Genomic DNA, 24,052 nt, shown 5'->3' on the forward strand with positions numbered 1-24,052 from the left:
CCCGTTCCGCTCAGGCCCGTTCCGCAGCCCCCGGCTCCGGAACGTACGCCCGCTCCTCCCCCTCCCACGGCTTTCCCGGGATCACCAGCGGACCGGCCGTCACCGGGTCCGGTACGACCACCGCGTGCAGGCCGAAGACCTCCCGCACCAGGTCCGCCGTCACGATGTCCGCCGGCCGGCCCTGGGCGACGATGCGGCCCGCCTTCATCGCGACGAGGTGGTCGGCGTAGCGCGCCGCCTGGTTGAGGTCGTGGAGGACCGCGACGACCGTGCGGCCCCGCTCGCGGTTGAGCCGCCGCACCAGGTCGAGGACCTCCACCTGGTGGGAGATGTCGAGGTACGTCGTGGGCTCGTCGAGGAGGAGCAGGTCCGTCTCCTGGGCGAGGGCCATGGCGATCCAGACGCGCTGCCGCTGGCCGCCGGAGAGTTCGTCGACGGACCGCTCGGCCAGCGCGGTCGTGTCCGTACGGGCCATGGCGTCGGCCACGGCCCGCTCGTCCGCCTCCGACCACTGCTGCCACCAGCGCTGGTGCGGCTGGCGGCCGCGGGCGACGAGGTCCGCGACGGTGATGGCCTCGGGTGCGACGGGCGTCTGCGGGAGCAGGCCGAGGGACTGGGCGATGGCCCGGGTGGGTATCCGGGCGAGGTCCTCGCCGTCGAGCAGCACGGTGCCGCGGGCGGGCTTCAGCAGCCGGCCGAGCGCCCGCAGCAGGGTCGACTTCCCGCACGCGTTGGGGCCGATGACGATGGTGACCTCGCCGTCGGGGACGGCCAGGTCGAGGCCGTCGACGACCGTGCGGTCCTCGTAGGCGAGGGTCAGGTCGCGGGCGGCCAGCCGGCTGCCCTTCAGGCCCTCCTTCAGGCCCTCCGTCACGCTCTCCGTCACGCTGTTCCTCCGGAGTTCCGGGTGCTGTGGCCCTTGATGATGAGCCGGATCAGGTACGGGGCGCCGACCGCCGCGGTCAGCACGCCGACGGGCAGCTGGGTCGGTTCCAGCAGCTTGCGGCCCAGCAGGTCCGCGACGACCACGATGACCGCGCCGGTCAGCGCCGAGGACAGCAGCGGGATCTGCGCGGTGCGCGTCATGCGGCGGGCCAGTTGCGGGGCGAGCAGCGCCACGAAGTCGACGGGGCCGGCCGCGCCCGTGGCGATGGACGCGAGGACGACGCCGAGGAGGACGAGCCCGCCCCGCACCCGGTTCAGCCGCACGCCCAGCGCGGTCGCCGTGTCGTCGTCCATGGTGACCGTGCGCTGCGCGCGGGCGGCCCAAAAGAGGAAGGGCGCGAGCGCGAGCAGCGCCCAGGCCAGCGGGGCGGCCTCGTCCCAGCCGGGCCCGTTCAGCGAGCCGGTCATCCACACCTGCGCGCGCTGGGCGACGAGGTAGTCGCCCTTGGTCATGAACAGGTGGGTGACGGAGCGCAGGGCGACGGCGAAGCCGATGCCGATGAGGACGAAGCGGGTGGCGTGCAGGCCGCCGCGCCACGCGAAGACGTAGACGAGGGCGGCGGCGAGGAGGCCGCCGGCGACGGACACGTAGGGCAGGGCGGCGTACGAGGTGACGCCGAAGGTCATCGCGCCGACGGCGAGGGCACTCGCGCCCTGGGTGATGCCGATGACGTCGGGGCTGGCCAGCGGGTTGCGGGCGACGGTCTGGATGAGCGCGCCGCCGGCGCCGAACGCGAGGCCGACGAGCAGGCCCACGGTCATGCGCGGCAGCCGCAGCGTGCCGACGGTGACCTCTTCGCGCGAGGGCTCGCCGAGGAGGACCTTGAGCACCTCGCCGGGCTCGGCGTAGGTCTTGCCGATGCACAGGTAGGCGAGGCAGGCGGCGGCGAGCAGGAGGGCGAGGCCGGCGGCGACCGCGGTGCCGCGCCGGTGGACGAGGAAGGAGCCGCGCCCGGCCCGTACGAGGGCGTAGCCGGCGGGGCGCGCGGAGGGGGCGGCGGCGGGGCCGCGTGCTGCTGCGGTGCTCATACGGCGGCCACCCGCTTCCGGCGGACGAGGGCGACGAGGAAGGGCACGCCGATCAGGGCCGTCATGACGCCGGCCGGGACCTCGCCCGGCGGGAAGAAGACCCGGCCCGCGGTGTCGGCGGCCAGCAGGACGACGGGGCCGAGGAGGGCGGACATGGGCAGCAGCCAGCGGTGGTCGCCGCCGACGAGCGCGCGGGCGATGTGCGGCACGGCGAGGCCGACGAAGGCGATGGGGCCGGCGGCGGCCACGCCGGCGCCGGTCAGGACGGTGGCGCCGAGCCCGCCCGTGATGCGGACGGCGGCGACGTTCTGGCCGAGGCCCTTCGCGACGTCCTCGCCGAGGGCGAGGGCGTCCAGGCCACGGGCCACGGACAGCACCAGTACCGCACCCACCAGCAGGAACGGCCAGATCCGGCCGGCCAGCCCGGTGTCGCTCGCGGAGAGCGAGCCGACCTGCCAGAAGCGGAACTTGTCCAGGACGGACGCCTGGGTGGTCAGCACGGCGGTGGTCAGCGAGACGAGCAGGGCGTTGATCGCGGCGCCGGCCAGCGCGAGTTTGACGGGCGAGGCGCCGCCGCGGCCGCGCGAGGCGATCGCGTAGACGGCGACGGAGGCGAGCGCCGCGCCGCCGAACGCCCACCACACGTAGCCGGTGAGGCTCTCCACCCCGGCGAGCATGATCGCGAGGACGACGCCGACGGCCGCGCCGTGGCTGATGCCGAGGATGCCGGGGTCGGCAATGGGGTTGCGGGTGATGCCTTGCAGGGCCGTACCGGCGAGGGCGAGGCCCGCGCCGACCATCAGGCCGACGAGCGTGCGCGGCAGCCGCATCTCGCGGACGACGGCGGCGTCCTTGCCGTCGCCGCCGTGCAGCAGGGCGTCGAGGACGTGGCCGGGAGCGACCGGGCGGGCGCCCACGGCAAGGCTGAGGAGCACCGCGACCAGCAGGGCGGCGACCGCGGCCACCGTCCAGCCGATGCGGCGCCTGACCAGGGAGGATCTGGGGGTGCTGAGCGGGACGGCGGCTGACATCGCTTCCACGGGGGTCGGACGGCCGAAAGGCCGGAATGGGGTGGTTAGGGCAGGCTAAGCGTACGTCGGGCCCGCCGGGGAGACCGGGGCGGCCCGGGGGGCCTGCCGGTGCCTGGAACCGGTGCCGGGCAGCGACTGCGGGATCCGGCACCAGGAAGGGCCGGGAGGCGCCCCCTGCACAATGGGCCCATGAGTCCCACCGCGCGCACGCCCCGCTTCACGGTCGGCTTCGATCTCGACCTCACCCTGGTCGACTCCCGCCCGGGCATCCGGGCCGCGTACGAGACGCTCGTCGCCGCCACGGGCGCGGCCATCGACATCGACCTCGTCCTGAGCCGGATCGGGCCGCCGCTGGAGCAGGAGCTGGCGCACTGGTTCCCCGCGGACCGCGTCGCCGAGGCCGCCGCCTTCTACGTGGCCGCCTATCCGGAGCACGGCATCGCCCCCTCCCCCGCCCTGCCGGGCGCCCGGGAGGCCGTGACCGCGGTGCGCGAGCTGGGCGGGCGGGCGGTCGTCGTCACCGCCAAGAACGCCCGGAACGCCCGCCTCCACCTCGATCACCTGCGCATCGAGCCGGACGTGCTCGTCGGCTCGCTGTGGGCGGAGGGCAAGGCCGTGGCGCTGCGCGAGCACGGCGCGGACGTGTACGTGGGCGACCACGTCGGCGACGTGCGCGGTGCGCGCGCGGCGGGGGCGCTGTCGGTCGGCGTGACGACGGGGCCCTGCCCGGCGGACGAGCTGCGGGCGGCGGGCGCGGACGTCGTCCTCGCCGGCCTGACGGACTTTCCGCGGTGGCTGCGCGGCTACCTGGCCGCGGGCGAGCCCGTCGCGGAGGCGCGGGCCTGACGCCGCTGGTCGGCGATCGACCGCAGCACCCCGCCGCCCGCGATGAGGAATCCCACCCCCATCAGCATGCAGACGAAGTACGCTGCGGGAGGCAGCGGGTCGGCGCCCAGGAACAGCGGGGCGACCGTCGCCAGGGTGGCCACCGCGCCGACGAGGAAGACGATGGCGCCGATGCGTACCAGCAGATCCCCGGCCCGGGGCGTTTCGCTACTCACCCGACCAGGGTAGATGCCTGGGCGTGGGGTGGGGCCGGGGACATCTTGTCACCGGGCCCGGGACCATTAGCCTTGGGGGGTAGCGGGTCTTGCGACCCGCTGTAGTGCTATCAAGAGCTGTTTTTCCGTCGATCGGTCGTCATCGATTGCCGATGGTTTCGGCGGTTTCGACGGTCTCCCCCTTCAATTCCCCATTTCCGACGAGATACGAGGACGAGGACAGACGTGCCTACCGGCAAGGTCAAGTGGTTCAACAGCGAGAAGGGCTTCGGCTTTCTCTCCCGCGACGACGGCGGAGACGTCTTCGTGCACTCCTCGGTGCTCCCGGACGGGGTCGACGCTCTCAAGCCCGGCCAGCGGGTGGAATTCGGCGTCGTGGCCGGCCAGCGGGGCGACCAGGCCCTGTCGGTGATGCTGCTCGACCCCACGCCGTCGGTGGCTGCGGCCCAGCGCCGCAAGCCCGATGAGCTGGCGTCGATCGTCCAGGACCTCACCACCCTGCTGGAGAACGTCACCCAGCAGCTGGAGCGCGGCCGTTACCCGGACAAGGCCCACGGCGGCAAGATCGCCGGCATGCTGCGCGCCGTCGCCGACCAGCTGGACGTCTAGCCGTCCGGCACATCCTTGTACGCGTCGGCTCCGGCCGGGTGCGGATTCCGCCGGACTCCCGCCCCGTGGGGGTCTCCCGCCGTTGCGGCGGGCATTTTTCCGCGGCGACCGTCGCCGGGCAGTACCGGCGGCACGGCCTTCCATCGGACTTCCCGGGCTGCGGCCCGGGAAGTCCGATGGACAACGCTCCGCGTGACAGCCGCTCAGGCGAACGCCAGCGCGTCCGGCCCGAGGGGCGGTACGAGCCCCTCGGCCGCGGCCCGGGTCAGCAGCCCGCGGACCGCCGCGTAGCCGTCCTCCCCGAGGCCGGCCGTGAATTCGTTGACGTAGAGCCCGATGTGCTGGTCGGCGACCTTCGGGTCCATCTCCTGCGCATGCTCCAGCACATACGGGCGCGAGGCCTCCGGGTCGTCCCACGCCATGCGTACGGACGTCCGCGCCGCCTCCGCCAGTTCGCGCAGTCGCTCGGCGCCCAGTGAGCGCTTGGCGATGATGGCGCCCAGCGGGATCGGCAGGCCCGTGGTGCTCTCCCAGTGCTCGCCCATGTCGGCCAGGCACTCCAGCCCGTAATTCCCGTACGTGAAGCGCGCCTCATGGATCACCAGGCCCGCGTCCACCTTGCCGTCCCGCACGGCCGGCATGATCTCGTGGAACGGCAGGACGACCACCTCGCCGACCCCGCCCGGCACCTCCGCGGCCGCCCACAGCCGGAAGAGCAGGTACGCCGTCGAGCGCTCGCTCGGCACCGCCACCGTCTTCCCCGCGAGGGACTCCGGGCCCTGCCCCGCGTCCCGCGTGAGCACCAGCGGGCCGCAGCCGCGGCCCAGGGCGCCGCCGCACGGCAGCAGGGCGTACTCGTCCAGGACCCACGGCAGGACCGCGTAGGAGACCTTCAGGACGTCGAACTCGCCGCGCTCGGCCATGCCGTTGGTGACGTCGATGTCGGCGAACGTGACGTCCAGCGCGGGCGCGCCGGGGACCCGGCCGTGGGCCCAGGCGTCGAAGACGAACGTGTCGTTCGGGCAGGGCGAGTAGGCGATCTTCAGGGGCTCGGGCTCGCTCATGAGCTGCTCCAGGTCTCGGCGGGAGCCGCCCGCAGCGCCTCCCGCAGGGCGGCGGAGGCGCCGGCGAGGGCCTCCAGGGCATCGCCGATGCGCCACGCGGCACGGTCGCGCGGGCCGACGGGGTTGGAGACCGCCCGGATCTCCAGGACGGGCACGCCGTGCGCGGCCGCCGCCTCGGCCACCCCGAAGCCCTCCATGGCCTCGGCGAGCGCGCCGGGCCGCGCGGCCACGAGGGCCGCGGCCCGCTCGGCGCTGCCGGTCACGGTCGACACCGTGAGCACGTCGCCGCGCTGCGCCCCGGCCGCCTCGGCGACGGCGCGCACCAGCGCCGCGGGGGGCCGGTGCTCCACCGTCCCGAAGCCGAGCTCTGTTACGGGTACGAAGCCGGTGGGCGTCTCGGCGCCCAGGTCCGCGGCCACGATCGCGTCGGACACGACGACGGAGCCCACGGGCGCGGTGCGGCCGGGGGCTGCGGCGGTGGCTGTAGCCGTGGCCGTGAAGCCGCCGCCGATGCCGGCGGAGACCGCCAGGTCGTAGGGGCTGCCGGAGAGCGCCGCGGCGGCGAGGGCCGTCGCCGTGCCCGCGGCAGCGGCGGCCGGGCCCACGCCGGCGGCCAGCACGTCGATGACGAGCGGCTGCGGGCCGGCCGGGGCGGGCCGGTGCAGCACGTAGCCGGGCAGGGCGAGCTCGGCGACGCGGCCGGGCGCCTCTTCGGCGGGGCCGGTGCCGGCGGCCGCCGCGCCGCGGACGACCGCGTCGCGTTCCGCCGCGACGGCGGTGACGACGAGGACGCGCATCAGCGGGACCGCCGGTCCGTCGCCCCGGGGCCCGCCGGGCCCCGGCCTGCCGGCCGCCGGTCCGTCAGCGCTCGTGCGCTCAGCCCTTGTCCAGTTCGAGCTTGACGTTCCACACGCCGTCCTCGGTGATGACCGACAGGATCACGTCCTTCTCGAACCGCTGCTCCATGCGGTTGACGAAGAGCTGCTCGCCGTTGAGGGTCGTGTAGGTCTGCTTGAGCTGGTTGGTCTGCTGCTGGGCGTTGACCGCCACGAGCCAGCCCTTGTCGGCCATCTTGGGGTCGACGCCAACGCGGACCTTGTCGCCCGGCTGGACCTTCACGGTCTTGACGGACTTGTCGGCCATGCACTTGTTGAGGGCGCCCTGGTCGAGCTTCTTGCCCTCGTCGAAGCAGGCGGCCTCGGTGGTCACGGTGGTCGAGCCGACGGTCACCGTCGCCAGGGGCGTCGGCTTGTCGCAGGCGGACAGGGCGACGAGCCCGAAGGCCACGGCGCCGACAGCGGCAGCGGCACGGCGGCGCTTGCCCCGGAAAATCGCAGCGGTCATGCGGGCAGGCTATCGGGCCGTCCAGGTCAGGCCACGCGGGGGTGCGGTGAGCCACGCCGTGCCGCGGCCAGCAGGCCCCGTACGGCTGTGGCGACCCCCAGGGCGAGGACCGCGGCGGCGACCGCCATGCCGAGGGTGCCGTTGAGCGGCAGCAGGATGCCGATCGCGCCGCCGACGACCCAGCTCATCTGCAACAGCGTCTCGGAACGGGCGAACGCGGACGTCCGGACCGCCTCCGGCACGTCCCGCTGGATGAGGGAGTCCAGGGACTGCTTGCCCAGCGCCTGGGAGATGCCCGCGACGGCCGCGACGACCACGACGAAGAAGGGCCCGTAGAACAGGGCCGCGACGACGGCCGTGCCCAGCGACGCCGTCAGGACGAGCGCGATCGTCTTCTCCGGGCCGCGCGAGCGCAGCAGCGCGCCGATCGCCGTGCCGAGGGCGTTGCCGCCGCCCGCCGCGACTGCGACGACGCCCAGCGAGAAGGCCGGGCTCAGGCCGCCGAGGGGGTGGACGCGCAGGAGGAAGGCGAGGAAGAAGGTGAGGAAGCCGGAGAGCATGCGCAGGGCGCTGTTGGCCTGGAGCGCGTGCAGGACGGAGCTGCCGACGGTGCGCAGGCCGGGGGGCTTGTTCTTTTTGTTGCCGTTCTTCTTGCCGTTCTTCTTGCTGCTCTTTTTCCCGGCTTTCCACCTCTTTGCGCCGGTTTTCCCGCCGGGGGCCGGGGTCCGGCGGTACGCGGAGGGCTCTCCGGACACCAGCCGGGCGCGGGCCTCGCCCTTCGCCGAGTCGACCTTGTGCGGGAGTGAGAACGACAGCACCGTGCCGAGGATGAACACGACAAAAGCCCCGTAGAGCGGGAATTCCGGCCCGATCGTGTGCAGCCCCGCGCCCAGCGGGGCCGCCACTCCCGTGGCCAGCAGCCCGCCGAGCGTCACCCGGGAATTGGCCTTCACCAGTGAGATCCGCGGTGGGAGCAGCCGCGGCACGACCGCCGAGCGCACCACCCCGTACGCCTTCGAGGCCACCAGGACGCCGAGCGCCGCCGGATACAGCTCCAGGCCGCCGGTCGCCACCGCGCCCGACATCGTCAGCGCCAGCAGCGCCCGCGTCAGCATCGCGCCCGCCATCGCCGCCCGGCGGCCGTGCGGCAGCCGGTCGAGGAGCGGCCCGATCACCGGGGCCAGAAGGGTGAAGGGGGCCATCGTGACCGCCAGGTAGAGCGCCACGCGGCCGCGCGCCTGGTCCGTGGGGACCGAGAAGAACACCGTGGACGCCAGTGCGACGGTGATCAGCATGTCGCCCGCGGAATTCACGGCGTGCAGCTCGATCAGCTTGCCCAGGCCCGACTCCCCCGCGCCGTGCGCGTGCGTCGCCCTGCGCACGCCCCGCGCGGCAGCCGTGAACGGGGCGCGCAGCACGCGGCCGGCGCCCCGGGCCGTGCGGCGCAGCGGCCCGCCCTCGACCGACCGGATGGCTCCCACCACGCCATACTGCCCCAACTCGCACGGCGCAGGGCACTTTCACCGCCGCGGGCGGCCGCTCCCGGCCGGGTCGGCGCACGGGCCGGAGGAGGGCTCGCCGCGGCCCGGCTATCCCCGGCGGCGCTGAGCGGGGTAGCGTGCGTAGCGCGCCACCGGCGGTCGTTCCTGGCCGCGCTCCGAGTCTCGATCCCGCAGAATGGGAGGGACTAGGTGTGCCCGAAACCGTTCGGGCGCGGACGTCGACGCGGCCCTGCGGTCCGCTCCGTCCGCCGACCCGGCCGATCGGCTGGCGCACTCGTGAGACGGCGTGGAAGAGAGAATCGATTCTTGTGAGTGCTGCGATGCGAAGCCGGACCCCGGACCGCCTGTGCGCCGAGGCGGTCGACATGGCCCGTGCGGCGGCCGAGGAGGCCGCCCTGCCCGGGACGGTCGGCGAGCATGTCCAGGCCGTCGCCGACGAGGACCGCGTCGTCACGCACTACTTCCTGTGCCAGGACCCCGGCTACCGCGGCTGGCGCTGGGCCGTCACCGTCGCCCGCGCCTCCCGCGCCAAGGTCGTCACCCTCGACGAGACGGTGCTGCTGCCCGGGCCGGACGCCCTCCTCGCCCCCGAGTGGGTGCCCTGGAGCGAGCGGCTGCGCCCCGGCGACATGGGCCCCGGCGACCTGCTGCCCACCGACGCCGAGGACCTGCGCCTCGTGCCCGGCTGGAGCGGTGAGGACGTTCCGCCGCCGAACTCCGCCGTCTCCGAGGAGATGGACCGCCTCGCCGACGCCGAGGACGCCGACGTCGTCGCCGGCTCCCCCGCCGCCCAGCCGGCCGTCCCGGCGCGCGGCACGATGGCGGCGGTCGCCGAGGAGCTCGGGATGCGGCGCGCCCGCGTCCTCTCCCGCTACGGGCTGCACACCGCCGCCGACCGCTGGGACGAGAGCCACGGCGGCAAGACCCCCATGGCGCAGGCCGCGCCGGCCTCGTGCGTCAGCTGCGGTTTCCTCGTGCCGATCGGCGGCTCCCTCGGCCAGGCGTTCGGCGTCTGCGCGAACGAGTTCGGGCCGGCGGACGGGCACGTCGTGTCCCTGTCGTACGGCTGCGGGGGGCACTCCGAGGCGGCGGTCATGCCGAAGCCTCCGCGGCCCGCGCCGCCGGTGATCGACGAGACGCTCGTCGATCCGCTGCCGCTTCACCCGGCGGCGGGCGAAGGGGAGACCGGGCCCGAGGGCGACGAGGAGCTCGGCCACTCGTAGGCAGGCTGCTGCCCCTGCGGCGCCTCCGGGTGCGGGCCGTCCCGGGCGCGCGTTGCTGCTTTGCGCCTGGCGGCGCTTGTCCTCTATCGCCGGACGGGCTGATTTCGGCTGGGCTTGCCCATCAGGACATCGCCCTCTGGGAGCCAGGGGCCGCAAGCACGATGCGCCCGCCTCATTTCCAGCCTGTCCGGCGTTCGAGGACGGGCGTCCCCGGGCGCGACCGCCCGGGCCCGCACACGTGGCCCGCGGCCACCCCGCGGTACGTTCTGCCCAGGAACACCCACCGGCGGCAGGAGACGACACGTGAGCGGCACGGCAATGGTGCGGGGCGCAGCCGAAGGGGCGGATCCGTTCGGGACGGGCCGCCTGCGGCGTGGCGTGCTGGACGCCTGGGCGGCGTCGCCGGCCCGCTTCCGGGAGGACGCCAACGCCGAGGAGGACCTCGCGCTGGGCGGCTACCGCGACCGCCTCGTCGTCGAGCTCGCCCAGAACGCCGCCGACGCGGCCGCCCGGGCGGGCGTGCCCGGCCGTCTCCGGCTGACCCTGCACGCAGGCCGCAACGGCCGCCCGGCCGTGCTCGCCGCGGCGAACACCGGCGCGCCCCTGGACGCGGTGGGCGTCGAGTCCCTGGCCACGCTCCGGGCGTCGGCCAAGCGCAGCGGGGAGAAGGGCAGCGTCGGGCGGTTCGGCGTGGGCTTCTCCGCCGTCCTGGCCGTCAGTGACGAGCCGGCGGTCGTCGGCCGCTCCGGCGGCGTCCGCTGGTCCCTCGCGGAGGCGCGGGCGCTGGCGGCGCGCGAGGCGGTCCAGGCTCCCGGCCTCGCCGAGGAGATGGCCCGCCGCGAGGGCCACGTGCCGCTCCTGAGGCTTCCGCTCCCCGCCGAGGGCTCCGCCCCGTCCGGCTACGACACCGTCGTCGTCCTGCCGCTGCGCGACGGTGCCGCCGAGGACCTGACCGCCCGTCTGCTGGCGGGCGTGGACGACGCGCTGCTGCTGACCCTGCCGGGCCTGTCCGAGGTCGTCGTCGAGACGGACGGCGTCGTACGGACCCTGACGCGCCGCCAGGAGGGCCCGTACGTCCTGGTGGACGACTCGGAGCGCGGCTTTGAGGCCCGCTGGCGCATCGCCCAGGAGGCGGGCCCCCTGGACGCCGCGCTGCTCGCGGACCGCCCCGTGGAGGAGCGCCTGCGCCCGCACTGGTCCGTGACGTGGGCTGTGCCGGTGGGCGAGGACGGCGCGCCCGTACGGCCCTCCACCGCGCCCGTCGTGCACGCGCCGACGCCGACGGACGAGCCGCTGGGCGTCCCGGCCCTGCTCATCGCCACGTTCCCGCTGGAGCCGACACGCCGTCACGCCGCGCCCGGCCCGCTCACGGACTTCGTCACCGGCCGCGCCGCCGAGGCCTACGCGCAGCTGCTGCGCGGCTGGCACCCGGTGGGCCCCGGAACGCTCGACCTCGTACCGTCGCCGCTCGCGCAGGGCGCCCTGGACGCGGAGCTGCGCCGGCAGATCCTGGACCGGCTGCCGCACGTCGCGTTCCTGCCGAGCGCCGCCGGGGGCCCCGCCCAGGAGCCGGCCGCGCCGCGGGGCGGCGGCGTGGAGGGCATTCCGTGGACGGAGGGGCCGGACGCGGCCCGGCACACGCCGGAGCCGTCCCCCGCCCCGGCCGGCGCCCCGGAGGCCGCCGACACGTGGGACGACCCGTTCGCCCGCAGCGGCCCCGAGCCGTACGCACTGCGGCCCGCCGACGCCGAGGTCGTGGAGGGCGCGGGCGCGGAGACCGTCGCCGTGCTCGGCGAGCTGTTCCCGAACCTGCTGCCCGCCGGGCTGGAGCGCCGCCCCGAGCTGCGCTCCCTGGGCGTCGCGCGGGCGCCGCTCGGGGAGGTCGTCGACCGCCTCGCGGGCGTCGAGCGCGCCCCGTCCTGGTGGCAGCGGCTCTACGACAGCCTCGCCGGCGTCGACCCGGACCGGCTCAGCGGCCTGCCCGTGCCGCTCGCGGACGGCCGTACGGCCATCGGCCCGCGGCAGGTGCTGCTCCCGCCGCCGGACGGCACGGACTCGGAGCGGCTCTCCCGCCTGGGCCTGAAGGTCGCCCACCCCGACGCCGCGCACCCGCTGCTGGAGAAGCTGGGCGCCACGCCGTCCTCGCCGCGCGCGGTCCTGACCACCCCGCAGGTGCGGGCCGCGGTGGCGGCGTCCCTGGACGCCGACGAGATCTGGGACGAGGACGCGCTGGACGCGGACGGCCTCGCCGAGCTCGTCCTCGGCCTCGTGCGCGACGCGGGGCTCGCCCCCGGCGACGAGCCGTGGCTCGCCGCGCTCGCCCTGCCCGACGAGGACGGCGAGCTCGCGCCCGCGGGCGAACTCGTCCTGCCCGGCAGCGCCTTCGAACGCATCATCCGGCCGGGCGAGCTCGCCGCCTGCGACGCCGCCCTCGCCGAGCGCTGGGGCGAGCAGCCGCTGACCGCCGTGGGCGTCCTGGCCGGCTTCGCGCTCGTCCGCGCCACGGACGTCGTCCTCGACCCGGACGAGCTCGAACCGCGCGACGGCGACTTCCCCGAGCCCGACGACGCCGGCCTGCTCGACGCCGTCGACGTCTGGTGCGAGGACATCCTCGACCAGCTGCCGCAGACGCCCGTGCCGCCCGTCGCGACGGAGCTCGTCGCCGTCCGCGACCTCGATCTCGTCGACGACGACGCGTGGCCGGAGGCCCTCGCCCTCCTCTCCGAGCCGCCGCTGCGCGACGCCCTCACCGCGCCCGTGCGCGTCCTGCTGCCCGACGGCACGACCGAGTCCGTCCGCCCGTACACCGCCTGGTGGCTGCGCGGCCACCCCGTCCTCGGCGGCCGCCGCCCGGCGGGCCTGCGCGTGGCGGGCGGCGACCCGCTGCTGCGCGGTCTGTACGAGGCGGCGGACGCGGGCGACCTGGCGGACGAGCAGGTGCTGCGCGCCCTGGGCGTACGGACCTCCGCCGCCGCCCTGCTCGACGAGCCCGGCGGCGCCGCGGAGCTGCTGGCCCGCCTGGCCGGCCCCGGCGCCGGCGTCGGCGCGGCCCAGCTGCACGCCCTCTACGGCCTCCTGGCCCGCCTCGACCCCGACCAGGTCACCCTGCCGGACGAGCTCCGCGCCGTCGTGGACGGCGAGGTGCGGGTCGTGGACGCGGCGGACGCGGTCGTGGCGGACGCCCCCGACCTGCTTCCCCTCGCGGTGGGCCACGCCCTCCTGCCCGTGCCGCCCGCGCGCGCCGCGGACCTGGCCGAACTGCTCCAGGTGCGCCGCCTGAGCGAGACGCTGGAGGCGGCCGCCCCAGCGGGCGAGGGCGAACTCCGCGAGGTCCCGGAAGGCGTACGGGCCCTGCTTCCCGGCGCCCCCTCCGCATACGTGGAACACGAAGAACTCCTCGTCGACGGTGTGGAACTCGACTGGCGTCTCGGCCCCGACGGCGTCCTGCACGCGGCGACGCTGGAGGGGGTGGCCGCGGGCCTCGCCTGGGCCGCAGGCGCGTGGTCCCGCCGCTTCGAAGCGGCGGCCCTGCTGGAGGACCCGAGCCGCACGGACGAACTGGCCCGGGCCCGCTGGTTCGACTAGCGGGTGAGGGGTGGTGGGTGCGAGGTGGGTGCCGGGGCGGGGTGGGCGCCGGTCCGGGGTGGGCGCGGGGTAGGGCCGGGGCAGGTGCTGCCGTGCCCGCCCGCCGCGCGCCCGCCTTCCTCAGCCGGCGGCTAGGCCTCCTCGATGAGGCGGACCGTGCACCGGACGTGTCCCTTGCCGCTCTTCTTCGGCAGAATCAAGAAAGACCCGTCGCTCTCCCGCCCCACCACGCAGGCCGTGTTCTTGAGGGCGGCTGGACGGTACTTCTTGGCCTCCTTGCGCAGTTCCACGAGCGCCTGCTCCCGGGTCCTGTTCCCGCCCACGGTCCGAAGGACCTCGGTCTCGATCCGCTGGTACGGCGCTTCTCCCTCGGTCAGCACCATCACCTCGGCGATGATCAACCACTTGGTCATCGAGCACTCCCCTCGGCGCCCAACAGGGCGCGGCCGGTCGGCTGTTCACACAAGTCGTAGAGACAACCTTCCAGCCCACGGCCGAGTTCCCGGCCGTGCACGCGTGCGGGACGGGGCCTTGGTCCGCCTAAGCTGCCCCGATGACTGAAGTGGATATGAAGAAGCCGCAGGGCGGAACCGTGGACCGGGGCGGGTACTTCCTGTTCACTCTCGCCGTGCTGGTGCTCGGCTGGGTCATCGCCGCGGCCAACACCGGGATCTCGTACCTCACGCCGGGCACCGAGGTGATCTCCATCGTCACCGGCTTCATCGGCTGCCTCGTGCTCGCCATCGTCCTCCGCTTCCTCCACCGCGCGTGGTGGCTCGCCGCCCTCTCCGTACTGCCGTCGCTGCTCGTCCTCATAGGCTCGGTCCAGTACGCCCGCGAGGCCGCGCTCGACCACCGGGGTGTCCGCGAGACCGTCCGGATCACCGCCGACAGCGCCGAGTCCGACGGCGGTTCGAACCACCGCTTCACCCTCGTCGGCCCCTCGGGCAAGCTCAAGGAGACCCTGGACTACAGCGGGGACCACCCGCAGTGGAAGGTGGGCGACCGTCTCGTGGTCGTCAGCGACCCGGACGGCGACATCCCGCTGGAGGCGGCCTCCGACGTCGATCCGGGCGGCCGGCTCGCCTCCCTCCTCGCCGGCGTTGCCGGATGGACCGGCATCACCCTGCTGGCCGGCCGCCGCGGATTCGTACGGCGCCGCGCGGGCCGGCGTCCTCTGTTCGACGACGCCGGCTGAGCCGGACCGCGCGGTCGGCCCGGCCCGCCCGGTCCGCCGGTCCGGCTAGCGAGCGGTCCACTGTTCCTCGGCGAGCGTCCTGACGGGCAGGGGCTTGCCTATGAGCGCGATCGGGATGAAGAAGTTGACCTGGCTGATCGCCATCATCAGCGTGGCGAACGCCTTCTCGTCGTAGTGCTTCGCCACCTCGGCGAACAGCTCGTCCGAGACTCGCTCCCCGTCCGGGTTGGGCTGGAGCACCGCCTCCACCAGGGCCAGCGCGGCCCGCTCCGCGTCCGAGAAGTACGGCGCATCCCTCCAAGAAGACACTGCCGTGATGCGCTCCTCCGACACCTCCGCCTTCCGCAGGAGCGACGAGTGCAGCACGGTGAGGTAGGTGTTGGCCACGATCTGGCCCGCGCGCAGGTGCATCAGGCTCATCGTGACGCGCGGCACGGACTGGTTGCCGACGGCCTTGAAGAGAGCGCCGGCGATCTCCGCAATCTCGGGGATGAACTCCTGGGGGTCGGACATCCGAGAACGCATGGTTTCCTCCGCAGTGATCGAGTGTGTTGTCGTTGCTGTTGTCGTTCACTGCTTTGACGGATCGCGGCGGACGAGTGTGACGGCCGGCCGGGATCTTTTTTGCCGGTCCGCCGGGGTGCGGGTGCGGGTGGCGGTGCCGGGTGGGTGCCGGGTCCGTTCGGGTGCGGGCCGGTTCGGGTGCCGGGGGCCGGGGGCTCCGGGGTGGGGGTCCGGGGCCGTATATTTACGGGCCCGTTGCCGCGGATGTTGGGGGTGCCCCGGTATTGGGCCCACAAATACACGTCAGCGCCCCGGACCCCCACCCCTGCGCCCCCACCACCTCCCGCCGTACCCTTCCCGCGAGCCGGGTGCGGCTTCTTCGGCTACGGGCAAACGCAGCCCGGCGGGCGTCCACCTGCGGACGAGCCGCTGGTGTGGGGAACGGCCACTACCCTGATGCGCAGTTCGAGGAGTCGCAGCAGCTCTTCGGTGCGGGCGGCTTCGGTTTCGGTGGCTTCGTGGGCCCGGCGGCGGCTCGGCCAAAGAACGCGTACGGGGTGGGAGAACTGCCCGTACAGGCACCACCAGGTGCGCACGCGCGCCGCGAGCCGCCTCACCGTCCGCCTTCCCGCTCCAGCCGGCGCTCCTGGTGCAGCAAGTTCCCGGCGGCCTTGCCCAGGCCCCGCGCGAAGGCGATCGCGGACGTGTACCCGTTCCCGGGCCCGTCCTCAGCCCGCCGCCGGGCCTCCTGCACCGCGGCGAGAGCGGCCCGGCGGACCACGCAGTCCACGGGCCGGTCCCCGGCCGCCGCCTCCACCGCCGCCGCGGTCTCCCGGATGTAGCCGAGCAGCCGGTCAGTGACCTCACTCAGCCGCGGCGGCGCGGGCAGCCACGTCTCCATGTCGGTGGCCTCGCGAATGGCTTGGCCGATGGAGATAGGGGACGGTTTGGAGGGGGTGAGCGTCGTCTCGCCGCCGGTGTGGGCCGTGCGAGGAAATGGAGGCATGGCAGGCTCCTTCAGGAGATGTGACTGGCGCCACATCCCCACACTGGACCGGTTAACCGGTCCAGTCAAGCCGACGTCAATTCACCGTGCCCATCTCGTAGTTCTCGGTCCGCTCCCACAGGTCTGACGGCGTCACTCCCACCTCACACACCAGAGGTGCATCATCGGCATCCCGGGCAACGTGCAGATCAATTGCCACTGCCATAGGCAGCTGCCGATCGAGCGCCTCGGCCTCCGCAGCAGTCGCCAGCCTCACCGTGGTGATGTCCGTCCCCCGTGCAGGCGAACGTCCGGTCTGACGAGCCACATAGTGAGTGGTCCCCTCCGCGATGGGCTTCGCGTGGGACAACTTCGGGCACCGGTCGGCCACATCCGCCGGGAACCACGCACTCACCAGCGACAGCGGCGCCCCGTCGGCGAGCAGTACCAGCCGGTCGCGACGCAGGGCAGATTCCCCGGGCTGCAGTTCCAGAGCCTCGGCAACATGAGCGGGTGGGGCTTCCGTGACCGGCGGGCCCAGCCGCCGGAAAGGACGGCCACCCACCACTCGCGCGGCGCCGCCCCTCCGTCCCCCGGCGGGCCGGGACAACGGCGTATCGGTGACTCGGAATCCCAAGCCCTGCCGGGCGACGACCACTCCGTCGGCCCGCAGCACATCGAGCGCCTTGTTCACCGTCGCCCGGGACACACCCCACTGCTCGCAAAGATCCCGGCCTGACGGCAGAAGGTCGCCCGGCGCGAACTCACCTTCGGTGATGCGGCGTCGCAAGGAATCGGCGATCTGTTCGTACTTCAGCATCGGCACGGCTGGGCACTCCCGCTTCACTGGACATGTTGACCGGTCACGGTAGAGCATCGCTGTCATGACGATCCCCCAAGTGGACCCGGAGATCATCGACTTCTACACGGATACCTTCGACGAGGCCACCCGGCTGACGGCAACAGCGGACGGCATGCTGGAGATGGCCCGCACTCAAGAGCTGCTCCGACGCCACCTCCCTCCCGGCCCGGCCGCGATTCTCGACGTGGGCGGCGGGCCCGGAGCCCACGCGCGGTGGCTCGCTGCCGACGGGTACCGGGTCCACCTCGTGGACCCGGTGGTCAAACATGTGGCACAGGCCGCCGAGGCCGGAATCGCTGCGGAGGTCGGGGACGCGCGGAGCCTCACCGCCGGCGACGGCTCCTACGACGCCACGCTCCTCCTCGGGCCGCTCTACCACCTGCTCGAACGCGCCGACCGTGACCAGGCTCTGGCCGAAGCACGGCGGGTCACCGTACCGGGTGGGCTGATCCTGGCAGCGGCCATCAACCGGTACGCGTCGCTCTTCGAGCACACCGCCACCACGTGGCTGGACCGCGAGAGTGTTCGTGATGCCGTGACCGACATCCTCGCCACGGGTGTACACGAGCCGGGCCGCAAGGGATTCACGGCGGCCTATTTCCATACCGGGCAGGAACTGGCGGACGAAATGCGTGCCGCCGGCCTGCGTGACGTTCGCGTCTACGCGATCGAAGGGCCCACGTGGTCACTGCTCAAGGCGGCCGAGCAGCACACGGGAGAGCCTGTTTCCCTCAACTCCCCCCTCTTCCGCGCAGCACTCGCCGCCGCCCGCGCCGCAGAACCGTACCCGGATCTGCTCGCCGCCAGTTCACACCTGCTGGCCACGGGCCGGTGCTGAAAGGGCGAGCGACGTGCCGCTCCGCGTGCAGCCGCCAGCCTGAACCTCGTCCCTGACGCGGGTCAGGACGGCTGGGGGCGCGGTCATCAACCGCCAGGCCGGGCTGCACGGCGTACAAGTGGGCTGAAGGTGTTGGCAGTACACCTTGGGTTCCCCACTCGGCCAGCCGTTCCAACAACCCTGATCCGATGGCTTGCACGCACCCCATCCGGCTCTCAGACTCTGATGAGTATCGACCGTGCAGGATGCGCCGGCGGCGATCACCCGGAACAGAGTTCTTCAGAGGGCGGCCGATCCCAGGACCAGCCTAGGTCCCGTACGGCTTCGGAAGGGCTTCGCGCAGGCGGTCGAGGAGCATCCGGACTACGGGGCTTAACGGCGGGAGGTGAGCGATTTTGGAAGGCCTCTGTGCCCCTCTGGCGAGATTTGGCGCATTCGTGGCCAATGAATGCACTTGCGGCACTGCCGCTCCAGAGCTACCGTCCACGCCATTAAGCATCAACTGACCCACACTTCAAACCAGTTGATGCACCCACGCATGAGCATCGGGGGGCCATGACGGGCTTAGCTATCGGGCGGCTTCGCTGCGTCATTCTCAAGCCCTGACAGATCATGATCGCGGCATCGAACCCCTGGCAAGGGCACAATTTCGCAGGCCTGCTCGTCATCCTGATGATCGGCGCGGCGACCCTGCTGAGCCTCATCGGGTACCTGTGCTCGCGGCTCACCCGGCCGGTCCGCCGGGAGTACACGCCCTTCCGCCTTTGGCGGGACCTGTCCCTGCTGGCGGCCGCTGCCGCGATCGCCGTCTACTTGTGGGGATGCCTCCACCTCCTCTTCCTCGAAGACCAGGAACTGGCCGAGAAGTGCGAGCTCCAGCGCCCCGCGGGAACACCGACCCTGGTCGGCCGCAGAGGCGACTTCATCCCGCTGCGTGTCGTGTGCGAGGCATCGAACGGCCACGACTACTCCATCGTCATCCCCGGCTACGTCAACCCAACCGTTGCCGTCCTGTTGCTACTCGCGCTCACCTGCGCCCTCGCCTCCGCCGCTCTCCACCACAGGCAACGCACGACACACGGGTGAAAGGCTGCCCCCGGGCGGCCCGCGGGAAGGTACGGCGGGAGGTGGTGGGGGCGCAGGGGTGGGGGTCCGGGGCGCTGACGTGTATTTGTGGGCCCAATACCGGGGCACCCATGGCAGCCGCGGCAACGGGCCCGTAAATATACGGCCCCGGACCCCCACCCCGGAGCCCCCACCACCGGCACCCGAACCGGCCCGCACCCGAACGGACCCGGCACCCACCCGGCACCGCCACCGGCACCCCCCGCCGCACCCGCGCACACCGACGCAACCCCCTGGCCAGCGCCCCGCAACCCGGTACCGTAAACAGAATGACCACACCGCGGGAGACAGGCAGTAGCGGCGGCGCCGCGCGCGGCGGGCCGCGGACGCTGGCCGAGGAGCTGCGCGCGCGGCCCGACGGCGCCCTCGCCCGGCTGCTGCGCGCGCGCCCCGACCTGCTGCACCCCGTGCCGGGCGACCTCACCCAGCTGGCCACCCGCGCCGGCACCCGCGCCTCCGTCGTGCGCGCCCTGGAGCGCCTGGACCGCTTCGTCCTCCAGACGGCCGAGGCCCTCGCCGTCGCCCCCGACCCCTGCCCGTACGGCACGCTCGCCGCCCTGATGTGCGGCGACGCCGCCGACGACCCCCGCATCGCCGGCGCCCTGCCCGGCGCCGTCGCCACGCTGCGCGACCAGGCCCTGGTGTGGGGCGGCGAGGACCGGATGCGCCTGGTGCGCACCGCCCGCGAGCTGCTCGCGCCGAGCCCCGCGCACCCGTCGCCCACCGGCCTCGGCCCGACCGTGGCGGAGGCGACGGCCGGCATGTCGCCGGGCCGCGTCCAGCAGATCATCGCCGCGGCGGGCCTGCCGGGCACGCACGACCCGGTGTCGGCCGTCGCCGCGCTCACCGCCCTCTTCGAGGACCGCACGCGCATGGCGGCGCTGCTGGCCGGGGCGCCCGCGGAGGCCACCGCCGTCCTCGGCATGCTGCTGTGGGGGCCGCCCTACGGCACGGTCACCGCCGACCCCGCCCCGCACCTGCGCTGGCTCCTGGACCGCGGCCTGCTGCTGCCCGCCGCGCCCGGCAGCGTCGTGCTGCCCCGGGAGGCGGCCCTGCACCTGCGCGCGGGCCGCGCCCACCGCGCGCCCGAGCCGACCGCGCCCGAGCTCGCCCCGGCCACCCCGCATTCCGCCCGCACGGTCGACGCGACCGCCGCCGGCCAGGCCTTCACCGCGCTGGGCGCGGTGGAGGAGCTGCTCACGGCCTGGCAGTCCGACGGGCCGCTCGTGCTGCGCGCCGGCGGCCTGAGCGTGCGCGACCTGAAGCGCACCGCCGGCCTCCTGGACACCACGGAGACCACGGCCGCCTTCTGGACCGAGCTGGCGTACGCGGCCGGGCTGCTCGCCTCCGACGGCGAGGTCGACGAGCGCTACGCCCCCACCCCCGCCTACGACGACTGGCTGCACCTGCCCGCCGAGCACCGCTGGGCCCGCCTGGCCACGGCCTGGCTCGCCGCGACCCGCACCCCGGGCCTGGCCGGCGGCCGGGACGCCAAGGCCCGCCCCCTCAACGCCCTCGGCCCGGACCTGGACCGCTCCCCGGCCCCCGAGGTCCGCCACCGCGTCCTCGCGCTCCTGGCCACGCTCCCGCCGGGCACGTCGGTGTCCCCGGAGACCCTGCTGGCCCGCCTGCACTGGGAGCGCCCGCCGCGCACGCCCGCCGAGCCCGGCACGGAGGACCTGCGCACCCGCCTGGCCCGCTGGACCGTCACCGAGGCCGAGCTGCTCGGCGTCACCAACCGCGGCGCGCTCTCGGCACCGGGCCGCGCCCTCCTGGGCGACGGCGGCGACGGCGGCACGGAATCCGCCGAACCGCTCACCGACGCCGAAGCCGGCGCCCTCGCCGTCCGCGCGGCCGCCGCCCTCGCCCCGCTCCTGCCCGAGCCGCTCGACCACATCCTGCTCCAGGCCGACCTGACGGCCGTCGCCCCGGGCCCGCTCAAGCGCCCCCTCGCGCAGGTGCTGTCGGTCCTCGCGGACGTCGAGTCCAAGGGCGGAGCCACGGTCTACCGCTTCACGCCCGCCTCCGTGCGCCGCGCGCTGGACGCCGGGCGGACCGCGGCCGACCTCAAGGCGTTCCTCACAGAGCACTCCCGTACGCCCGTGCCCCAGCCGCTGGCCTACCTGATCGACGACGTGGCCCGCCGCCACGGCCACCTGCGCGTCGGCGCGGCCTCCTCGTACCTGCGCTGCGACGACGACGCGGTGCTCGCCGAGATCCTCGCCGACCGCCGCTCCGCCCCGCTGCGGCTGCGCCGCCTCGCACCCACGGTCCTGGCCGCGCAGGCCGCGCCGGACGAGCTCCTGGAGGGCCTGCGGGCCATGGGGTACGCCCCGGCGGCGGAGTCCGCGGAGGGCGACGTCGTCGTCACGCGCGCCGACGCCCGCCGCACCCCGCCGCGCACGGCCCCCGCCCCCGTCCCGGAGGGCCCGCCGGTCCCCGACGCGACGCTGCTCGGCGCCGCCGTGCGGGCGATCCGGGCCGGCGACATGGCCTCGACGGCCGAGCGCAAGCCGGTCGCCGCCCCCGCCCCGGCCGACGGCGGCCTGCCCCGTACGACGTCCGCGGACACCCTGGCCACGATGCAGGCCGCGGTCCTCACCGGGTCCGCGGTGTGGATCGGCTACGTGAACGCGGAGGGCGCGGCGAGCCAGCGCGTGATCGCTCCGGTACGGGTCGAGGGCGGCTTCGTGACGGGCTACGACCACACGGCGGACGAGGTCCGCACGTACCCGCTGCACCGCATCACGGGCGTGGCGGAACTGGCGGACGAGCACGCGTGACCGGGTAAAGGCCCTGGCCAGGTAAAGGCCCTGCCCGGGCAAAAGCCCTGGCCAGTTAGAGGCCCTGACCAGCCCGAAGCCCCGGCCGATCGCCCGATTCCCCCCACCCCCGCGCCCGTGCAAGTAGACTCAGGAGTTTGGCGCGAAGGGCCAGCCGGGCCCGGTAGTGGAGGTACGAGTGTCCTGCTTGATCGTCCAGAGCGACAAGACCCTGCTCCTGGAAGTCGACCACGAGCAGGCGGACGCGTGCCGCCGCGCCATCGCCCCCTTCGCCGAGCTGGAGCGGGCGCCCGAGCACATCCACACCTACCGGGTCACCCCGCTGGGGCTGTGGAACGCCCGGGCCGCCGGCCATGACGCCGAGCAGGTCGTCGACGCCCTCGTCACGTACTCCCGCTACCCCGTCCCGCACGCCCTCCTCGTCGACATCGCCGAGACGATGGACCGCTACGGGCGGCTGCGGCTGCTCAAGCACCCCACGCACGGGCTGGTCCTGGAGTCCACGGACCGCCCCGTCCTGGAGGAGATCCTCCGGTCGAAGAAGATCCAGCCGCTGGTCGGCGCCCGGATCGACCCGGACACGGTCGCCGTGCACCCCTCCGAGCGCGGCCAGATCAAGCAGACGCTGCTCAAGCTGGGCTGGCCGGCGGAGGACCTCGCGGGGTACGTCGACGGCGAGGCCCACCCCATCGAGCTGGACGAGGACGGCTGGGCGCTGCGCCCGTACCAGCAGCAGGCCGTCGACGGCTTCTGGCACGGCGGCTCGGGCGTGGTCGTGCTGCCGTGCGGCGCGGGCAAGACGCTCGTGGGCGCGGGCGCGATGGCCAAGGCGAAGGCGACGACGCTGATCCTCGTGACCAACACGGTCTCCGCCCGCCAGTGGAAGCACGAGCTGGTCAAGCGCACGTCGCTGACCGAGGAGGAGATCGGCGAGTACAGCGGTACGAAGAAGGAGATCCGGCCGGTCACCATCGCCACGTACCAGGTCCTCACGACCAAGCGGAAGGGCATCTACCCGCACCTGGAGCTGTTCGACTCGCGGGACTGGGGCCTGGTCGTCTACGACGAGGTGCACCTGCTGCCGGCGCCGGTCTTCAAGTTCACGGCCGATCTCCAGGCGCGGCGGCGGCTCGGCCTGACGGCGACGCTCGTGCGCGAGGACGGGCGCGAGTCGGACGTCTTCTCGCTCATCGGCCCGAAGCGCTTCGACGCGCCGTGGAAGGAGATCGAGGCGCAGGGCTACATCGCGCCCGCGGACTGCGTGGAGGTGCGCGTGAATCTCAGCGACTCCGAGCGGCTCGCCTACGCGACGGCCGAGGCGGAGGAGAAGTACCGCTTCTGCGCGACGACCGCCACGAAGCGGCGCGTCACGGAGGCGCTGGTGGCCAAGCACAAGGGCGAGCAGACGCTGGTCATCGGGCAGTACATCGACCAGCTCGACGAGCTGGGCGAGCACCTCGACGCCCCCGTGATCAAGGGCGAGACCAGCAACGCCCAGCGCGAGAAGCTCTTCGACGCGTTCCGGCAGGGCGAGCTGTCGGTGCTGGTGGTCTCGAAGGTCGCGAACTTCTCGATCGACCTGCCGGAGGCGACGGTCGCCATCCAGGTCTCGGGCACGTTCGGCTCGCGGCAGGAGGAGGCGCAGCGGCTCGGCCGGGTGCTGCGTCCGAAGGCGGACGGGCACGAGGCGCGCTTCTATTCGGTGGTCGCCCGCGACACCATCGACCAGGACTTCGCGGCCCACCGCCAGCGGTTCCTGGCCGAGCAGGGCTACGCGTACCGGATCGTGGACGCGGACGCGCTGCTCGCGGAGGACGGCTCCTGAGGCGTACGGCTTCGCGAGCGGTTCGCGCTCGGTAGGTCGGCGAAAGGATCGCGCTGCGGCGAGGGCCGTGGCATGGAGAGGGCGACATGTCTCACCGGGACATCTACGAGGTGCTGTACACCGAACCGGCGGCGCGTGACCGCGATCGGCTGGACCCCGTGCTCCGGGCCTCGTTCGAGAAGGCGGTCGAGATCCTCGCGCGCGACCCCTACACCGAGCTTTCCCGGCCTGTCGGTGCGGGTGAGCAGGACAGGGAAATCCGTCTCACGTCGCAGATCGTCGCCGAGTACATGGTGTCGCGAGGGCGCCTGCTGCTCGTTGTCCTGAGGATCTTCGACGACGCGGACATCCTTCTGGTCGAGGACTGACTCAGGCCTTGCGCGTGTCCGCGTACTGGCCGAGGACGACGACGCTGACGGCCGCGCCGGCGAAGGCCTTGATCGCGCGGAGGGCGTGGGCGAGAGGGGATCCGGCGGGGGCGGAGCCCGGGTTCACGGTTGCTGAGGTCATGTCTCCATGATGGTTTCCTGGACCGCCCC

23 protein-coding genes are annotated in these 24,052 nt (G+C 74.0%); 10 read left to right on the forward strand and 13 right to left on the reverse strand.

The window, feature by feature from the left end; genetic code table 11:
* Positions 1–10 precede the first annotated feature (10 nt).
* Genes D7231_RS20895 through D7231_RS20905 form a run of 3 tightly spaced genes read right to left on the reverse strand, consistent with a single transcriptional unit; the run spans position 11 to position 3,005 of the window.
* Positions 11–886: an ABC transporter ATP-binding protein gene (locus D7231_RS20895; RefSeq protein WP_241999825.1), complete on the reverse strand. Its 876-nt coding sequence runs from the start codon at positions 884–886 to the stop codon at positions 11–13.
* Positions 883–1,974: a FecCD family ABC transporter permease gene (locus D7231_RS20900; RefSeq protein WP_120757000.1), complete on the reverse strand. Its 1,092-nt coding sequence runs from the start codon at positions 1,972–1,974 to the stop codon at positions 883–885. The genes D7231_RS20895 and D7231_RS20900 overlap by 4 nt, the downstream gene beginning before the upstream one ends.
* Entirely contained in the window at positions 1,971–3,005 is a 1,035-nt protein-coding gene (locus D7231_RS20905) for a FecCD family ABC transporter permease (protein WP_120757001.1), read from the reverse strand. The genes D7231_RS20900 and D7231_RS20905 overlap by 4 nt, the downstream gene beginning before the upstream one ends.
* 189 nt (positions 3,006–3,194) lie before the next feature.
* On the opposite strand from D7231_RS20905, the gene D7231_RS20910 reads away from it, so the two are divergent.
* Positions 3,195–3,851: an HAD family hydrolase gene (locus D7231_RS20910; protein WP_120757002.1), complete on the forward strand. Its 657-nt coding sequence runs from the start codon at positions 3,195–3,197 to the stop codon at positions 3,849–3,851.
* On the opposite strand, the gene D7231_RS20915 is transcribed toward D7231_RS20910, so the two are convergent.
* A complete protein-coding gene (locus D7231_RS20915; protein WP_120757003.1) occupies positions 3,809–4,066 on the reverse strand; it encodes a hypothetical protein in 258 nt (85 codons plus the stop codon). The two genes, D7231_RS20910 and D7231_RS20915, sit on opposite strands and share 43 nt — an antisense overlap.
* A gap of 225 nt (positions 4,067–4,291) precedes the next feature.
* Between D7231_RS20915 and D7231_RS38140 the strand changes: the two genes are divergently transcribed.
* On the forward strand, positions 4,292–4,675 hold the full coding sequence (locus D7231_RS38140) for a cold-shock protein (RefSeq protein ID WP_120757004.1): 384 nt from the start codon (positions 4,292–4,294) through the stop codon (positions 4,673–4,675).
* A gap of 203 nt (positions 4,676–4,878) precedes the next feature.
* Here the strand turns inward: D7231_RS38140 and D7231_RS20925 are convergent, their stop codons facing one another.
* The 4 genes from D7231_RS20925 to D7231_RS20940 form a co-directional block, all read right to left on the reverse strand.
* Positions 4,879–5,739 carry a 1,4-dihydroxy-6-naphtoate synthase gene (locus D7231_RS20925; protein WP_120757005.1) on the reverse strand — a complete coding sequence of 287 codons (861 nt, stop codon included), beginning with the start codon at positions 5,737–5,739 and terminating at the stop codon, positions 4,879–4,881.
* Positions 5,736–6,536, reverse strand: coding sequence for a futalosine hydrolase (locus D7231_RS20930; protein WP_120757006.1), 801 nt, complete (start codon positions 6,534–6,536; stop codon positions 5,736–5,738). The genes D7231_RS20925 and D7231_RS20930 overlap by 4 nt, the downstream gene beginning before the upstream one ends.
* A 79-nt stretch (positions 6,537–6,615) precedes the next feature.
* Positions 6,616–7,083, reverse strand: coding sequence for a DUF2771 domain-containing protein (locus tag D7231_RS20935; protein WP_120757007.1), 468 nt, complete (start codon positions 7,081–7,083; stop codon positions 6,616–6,618).
* A 26-nt stretch (positions 7,084–7,109) separates the two neighbouring features.
* Positions 7,110–8,564, reverse strand: a complete 1,455-nt coding sequence (locus tag D7231_RS20940) for an MFS transporter (RefSeq protein ID WP_120757172.1) — start codon at positions 8,562–8,564, stop codon at positions 7,110–7,112.
* A 341-nt stretch (positions 8,565–8,905) separates the two neighbouring features.
* On the opposite strand from D7231_RS20940, the gene D7231_RS20945 reads away from it, so the two are divergent.
* Positions 8,906–9,808: a DUF3027 domain-containing protein gene (locus D7231_RS20945; RefSeq protein WP_120757008.1), complete on the forward strand. Its 903-nt coding sequence runs from the start codon at positions 8,906–8,908 to the stop codon at positions 9,806–9,808.
* Positions 9,809–10,126: 318 nt separating this feature from the next.
* Positions 10,127–13,393, forward strand: coding sequence for a sacsin N-terminal ATP-binding-like domain-containing protein (locus D7231_RS20950; protein WP_120757009.1), 3,267 nt, complete (start codon positions 10,127–10,129; stop codon positions 13,391–13,393).
* Positions 13,394–13,524: 131 nt separating this feature from the next.
* Here D7231_RS20950 and D7231_RS20955 read toward each other — a convergent pair whose 3' ends face one another.
* Positions 13,525–13,806 carry a hypothetical protein gene (locus D7231_RS20955; RefSeq protein ID WP_120757010.1) on the reverse strand — a complete coding sequence of 94 codons (282 nt, stop codon included), beginning with the start codon at positions 13,804–13,806 and terminating at the stop codon, positions 13,525–13,527.
* A 140-nt stretch (positions 13,807–13,946) separates the two neighbouring features.
* Between D7231_RS20955 and D7231_RS20960 the strand changes: the two genes are divergently transcribed.
* Entirely contained in the window at positions 13,947–14,591 is a 645-nt protein-coding gene (locus D7231_RS20960) for a hypothetical protein (RefSeq protein ID WP_228774062.1), read from the forward strand.
* Between the two features lie 45 nt (positions 14,592–14,636).
* Here the strand turns inward: D7231_RS20960 and D7231_RS20965 are convergent, their stop codons facing one another.
* The 3 genes from D7231_RS20965 to D7231_RS20975 all read right to left on the reverse strand — a co-directional run bounded on the left by D7231_RS20965 (position 14,637) and on the right by D7231_RS20975 (position 16,906).
* Positions 14,637–15,116, reverse strand: a complete 480-nt coding sequence (locus tag D7231_RS20965; RefSeq protein WP_120757012.1) for a carboxymuconolactone decarboxylase family protein — start codon at positions 15,114–15,116, stop codon at positions 14,637–14,639.
* 592 nt (positions 15,117–15,708) lie between these two features.
* Positions 15,709–16,101, reverse strand: a complete 393-nt coding sequence (locus D7231_RS20970) for a DUF6415 family natural product biosynthesis protein (protein ID WP_120757013.1) — start codon at positions 16,099–16,101, stop codon at positions 15,709–15,711.
* Between the two features lie 76 nt (positions 16,102–16,177).
* Positions 16,178–16,906 (reverse strand): GntR family transcriptional regulator, encoded by a 729-nt coding sequence (locus tag D7231_RS20975; RefSeq protein ID WP_120757014.1) that lies wholly within the window; start codon positions 16,904–16,906, stop codon positions 16,178–16,180.
* Between the two features lie 58 nt (positions 16,907–16,964).
* Between D7231_RS20975 and D7231_RS20980 the strand changes: the two genes are divergently transcribed.
* From D7231_RS20980 to D7231_RS21000, 5 genes are all read left to right on the forward strand, one after another.
* Complete coding sequence (locus D7231_RS20980; protein WP_120757015.1) at positions 16,965–17,780, forward strand: class I SAM-dependent methyltransferase; 816 nt, start codon at positions 16,965–16,967, stop codon at positions 17,778–17,780.
* A gap of 612 nt (positions 17,781–18,392) precedes the next feature.
* Positions 18,393–18,866, forward strand: a complete 474-nt coding sequence (locus D7231_RS20985; protein ID WP_120757016.1) for a hypothetical protein — start codon at positions 18,393–18,395, stop codon at positions 18,864–18,866.
* Positions 18,867–19,174: 308 nt separating this feature from the next.
* Positions 19,175–21,688, forward strand: coding sequence for a helicase-associated domain-containing protein (locus D7231_RS20990; RefSeq protein WP_120757017.1), 2,514 nt, complete (start codon positions 19,175–19,177; stop codon positions 21,686–21,688).
* 178 nt (positions 21,689–21,866) lie between these two features.
* On the forward strand, positions 21,867–23,513 hold the full coding sequence (locus D7231_RS20995) for a DNA repair helicase XPB (protein WP_120757018.1): 1,647 nt from the start codon (positions 21,867–21,869) through the stop codon (positions 23,511–23,513).
* Positions 23,514–23,599: 86 nt separating this feature from the next.
* Positions 23,600–23,881: a type II toxin-antitoxin system RelE family toxin gene (locus tag D7231_RS21000; protein ID WP_120757019.1), complete on the forward strand. Its 282-nt coding sequence runs from the start codon at positions 23,600–23,602 to the stop codon at positions 23,879–23,881.
* 1 nt (position 23,882) lies between these two features.
* Here the strand turns inward: D7231_RS21000 and D7231_RS37100 are convergent, their stop codons facing one another.
* A complete protein-coding gene (locus D7231_RS37100) occupies positions 23,883–24,023 on the reverse strand; it encodes a hypothetical protein (protein ID WP_194959633.1) in 141 nt (46 codons plus the stop codon).
* Between the last annotated feature and the right edge of the window lie 29 nt (positions 24,024–24,052).

Origin of the sequence: Streptomyces klenkii, from assembly GCF_003626645.1 — a bacterium.
GTDB classification, from domain to species: domain Bacteria; phylum Actinomycetota; class Actinomycetes; order Streptomycetales; family Streptomycetaceae; genus Streptomyces; species Streptomyces klenkii.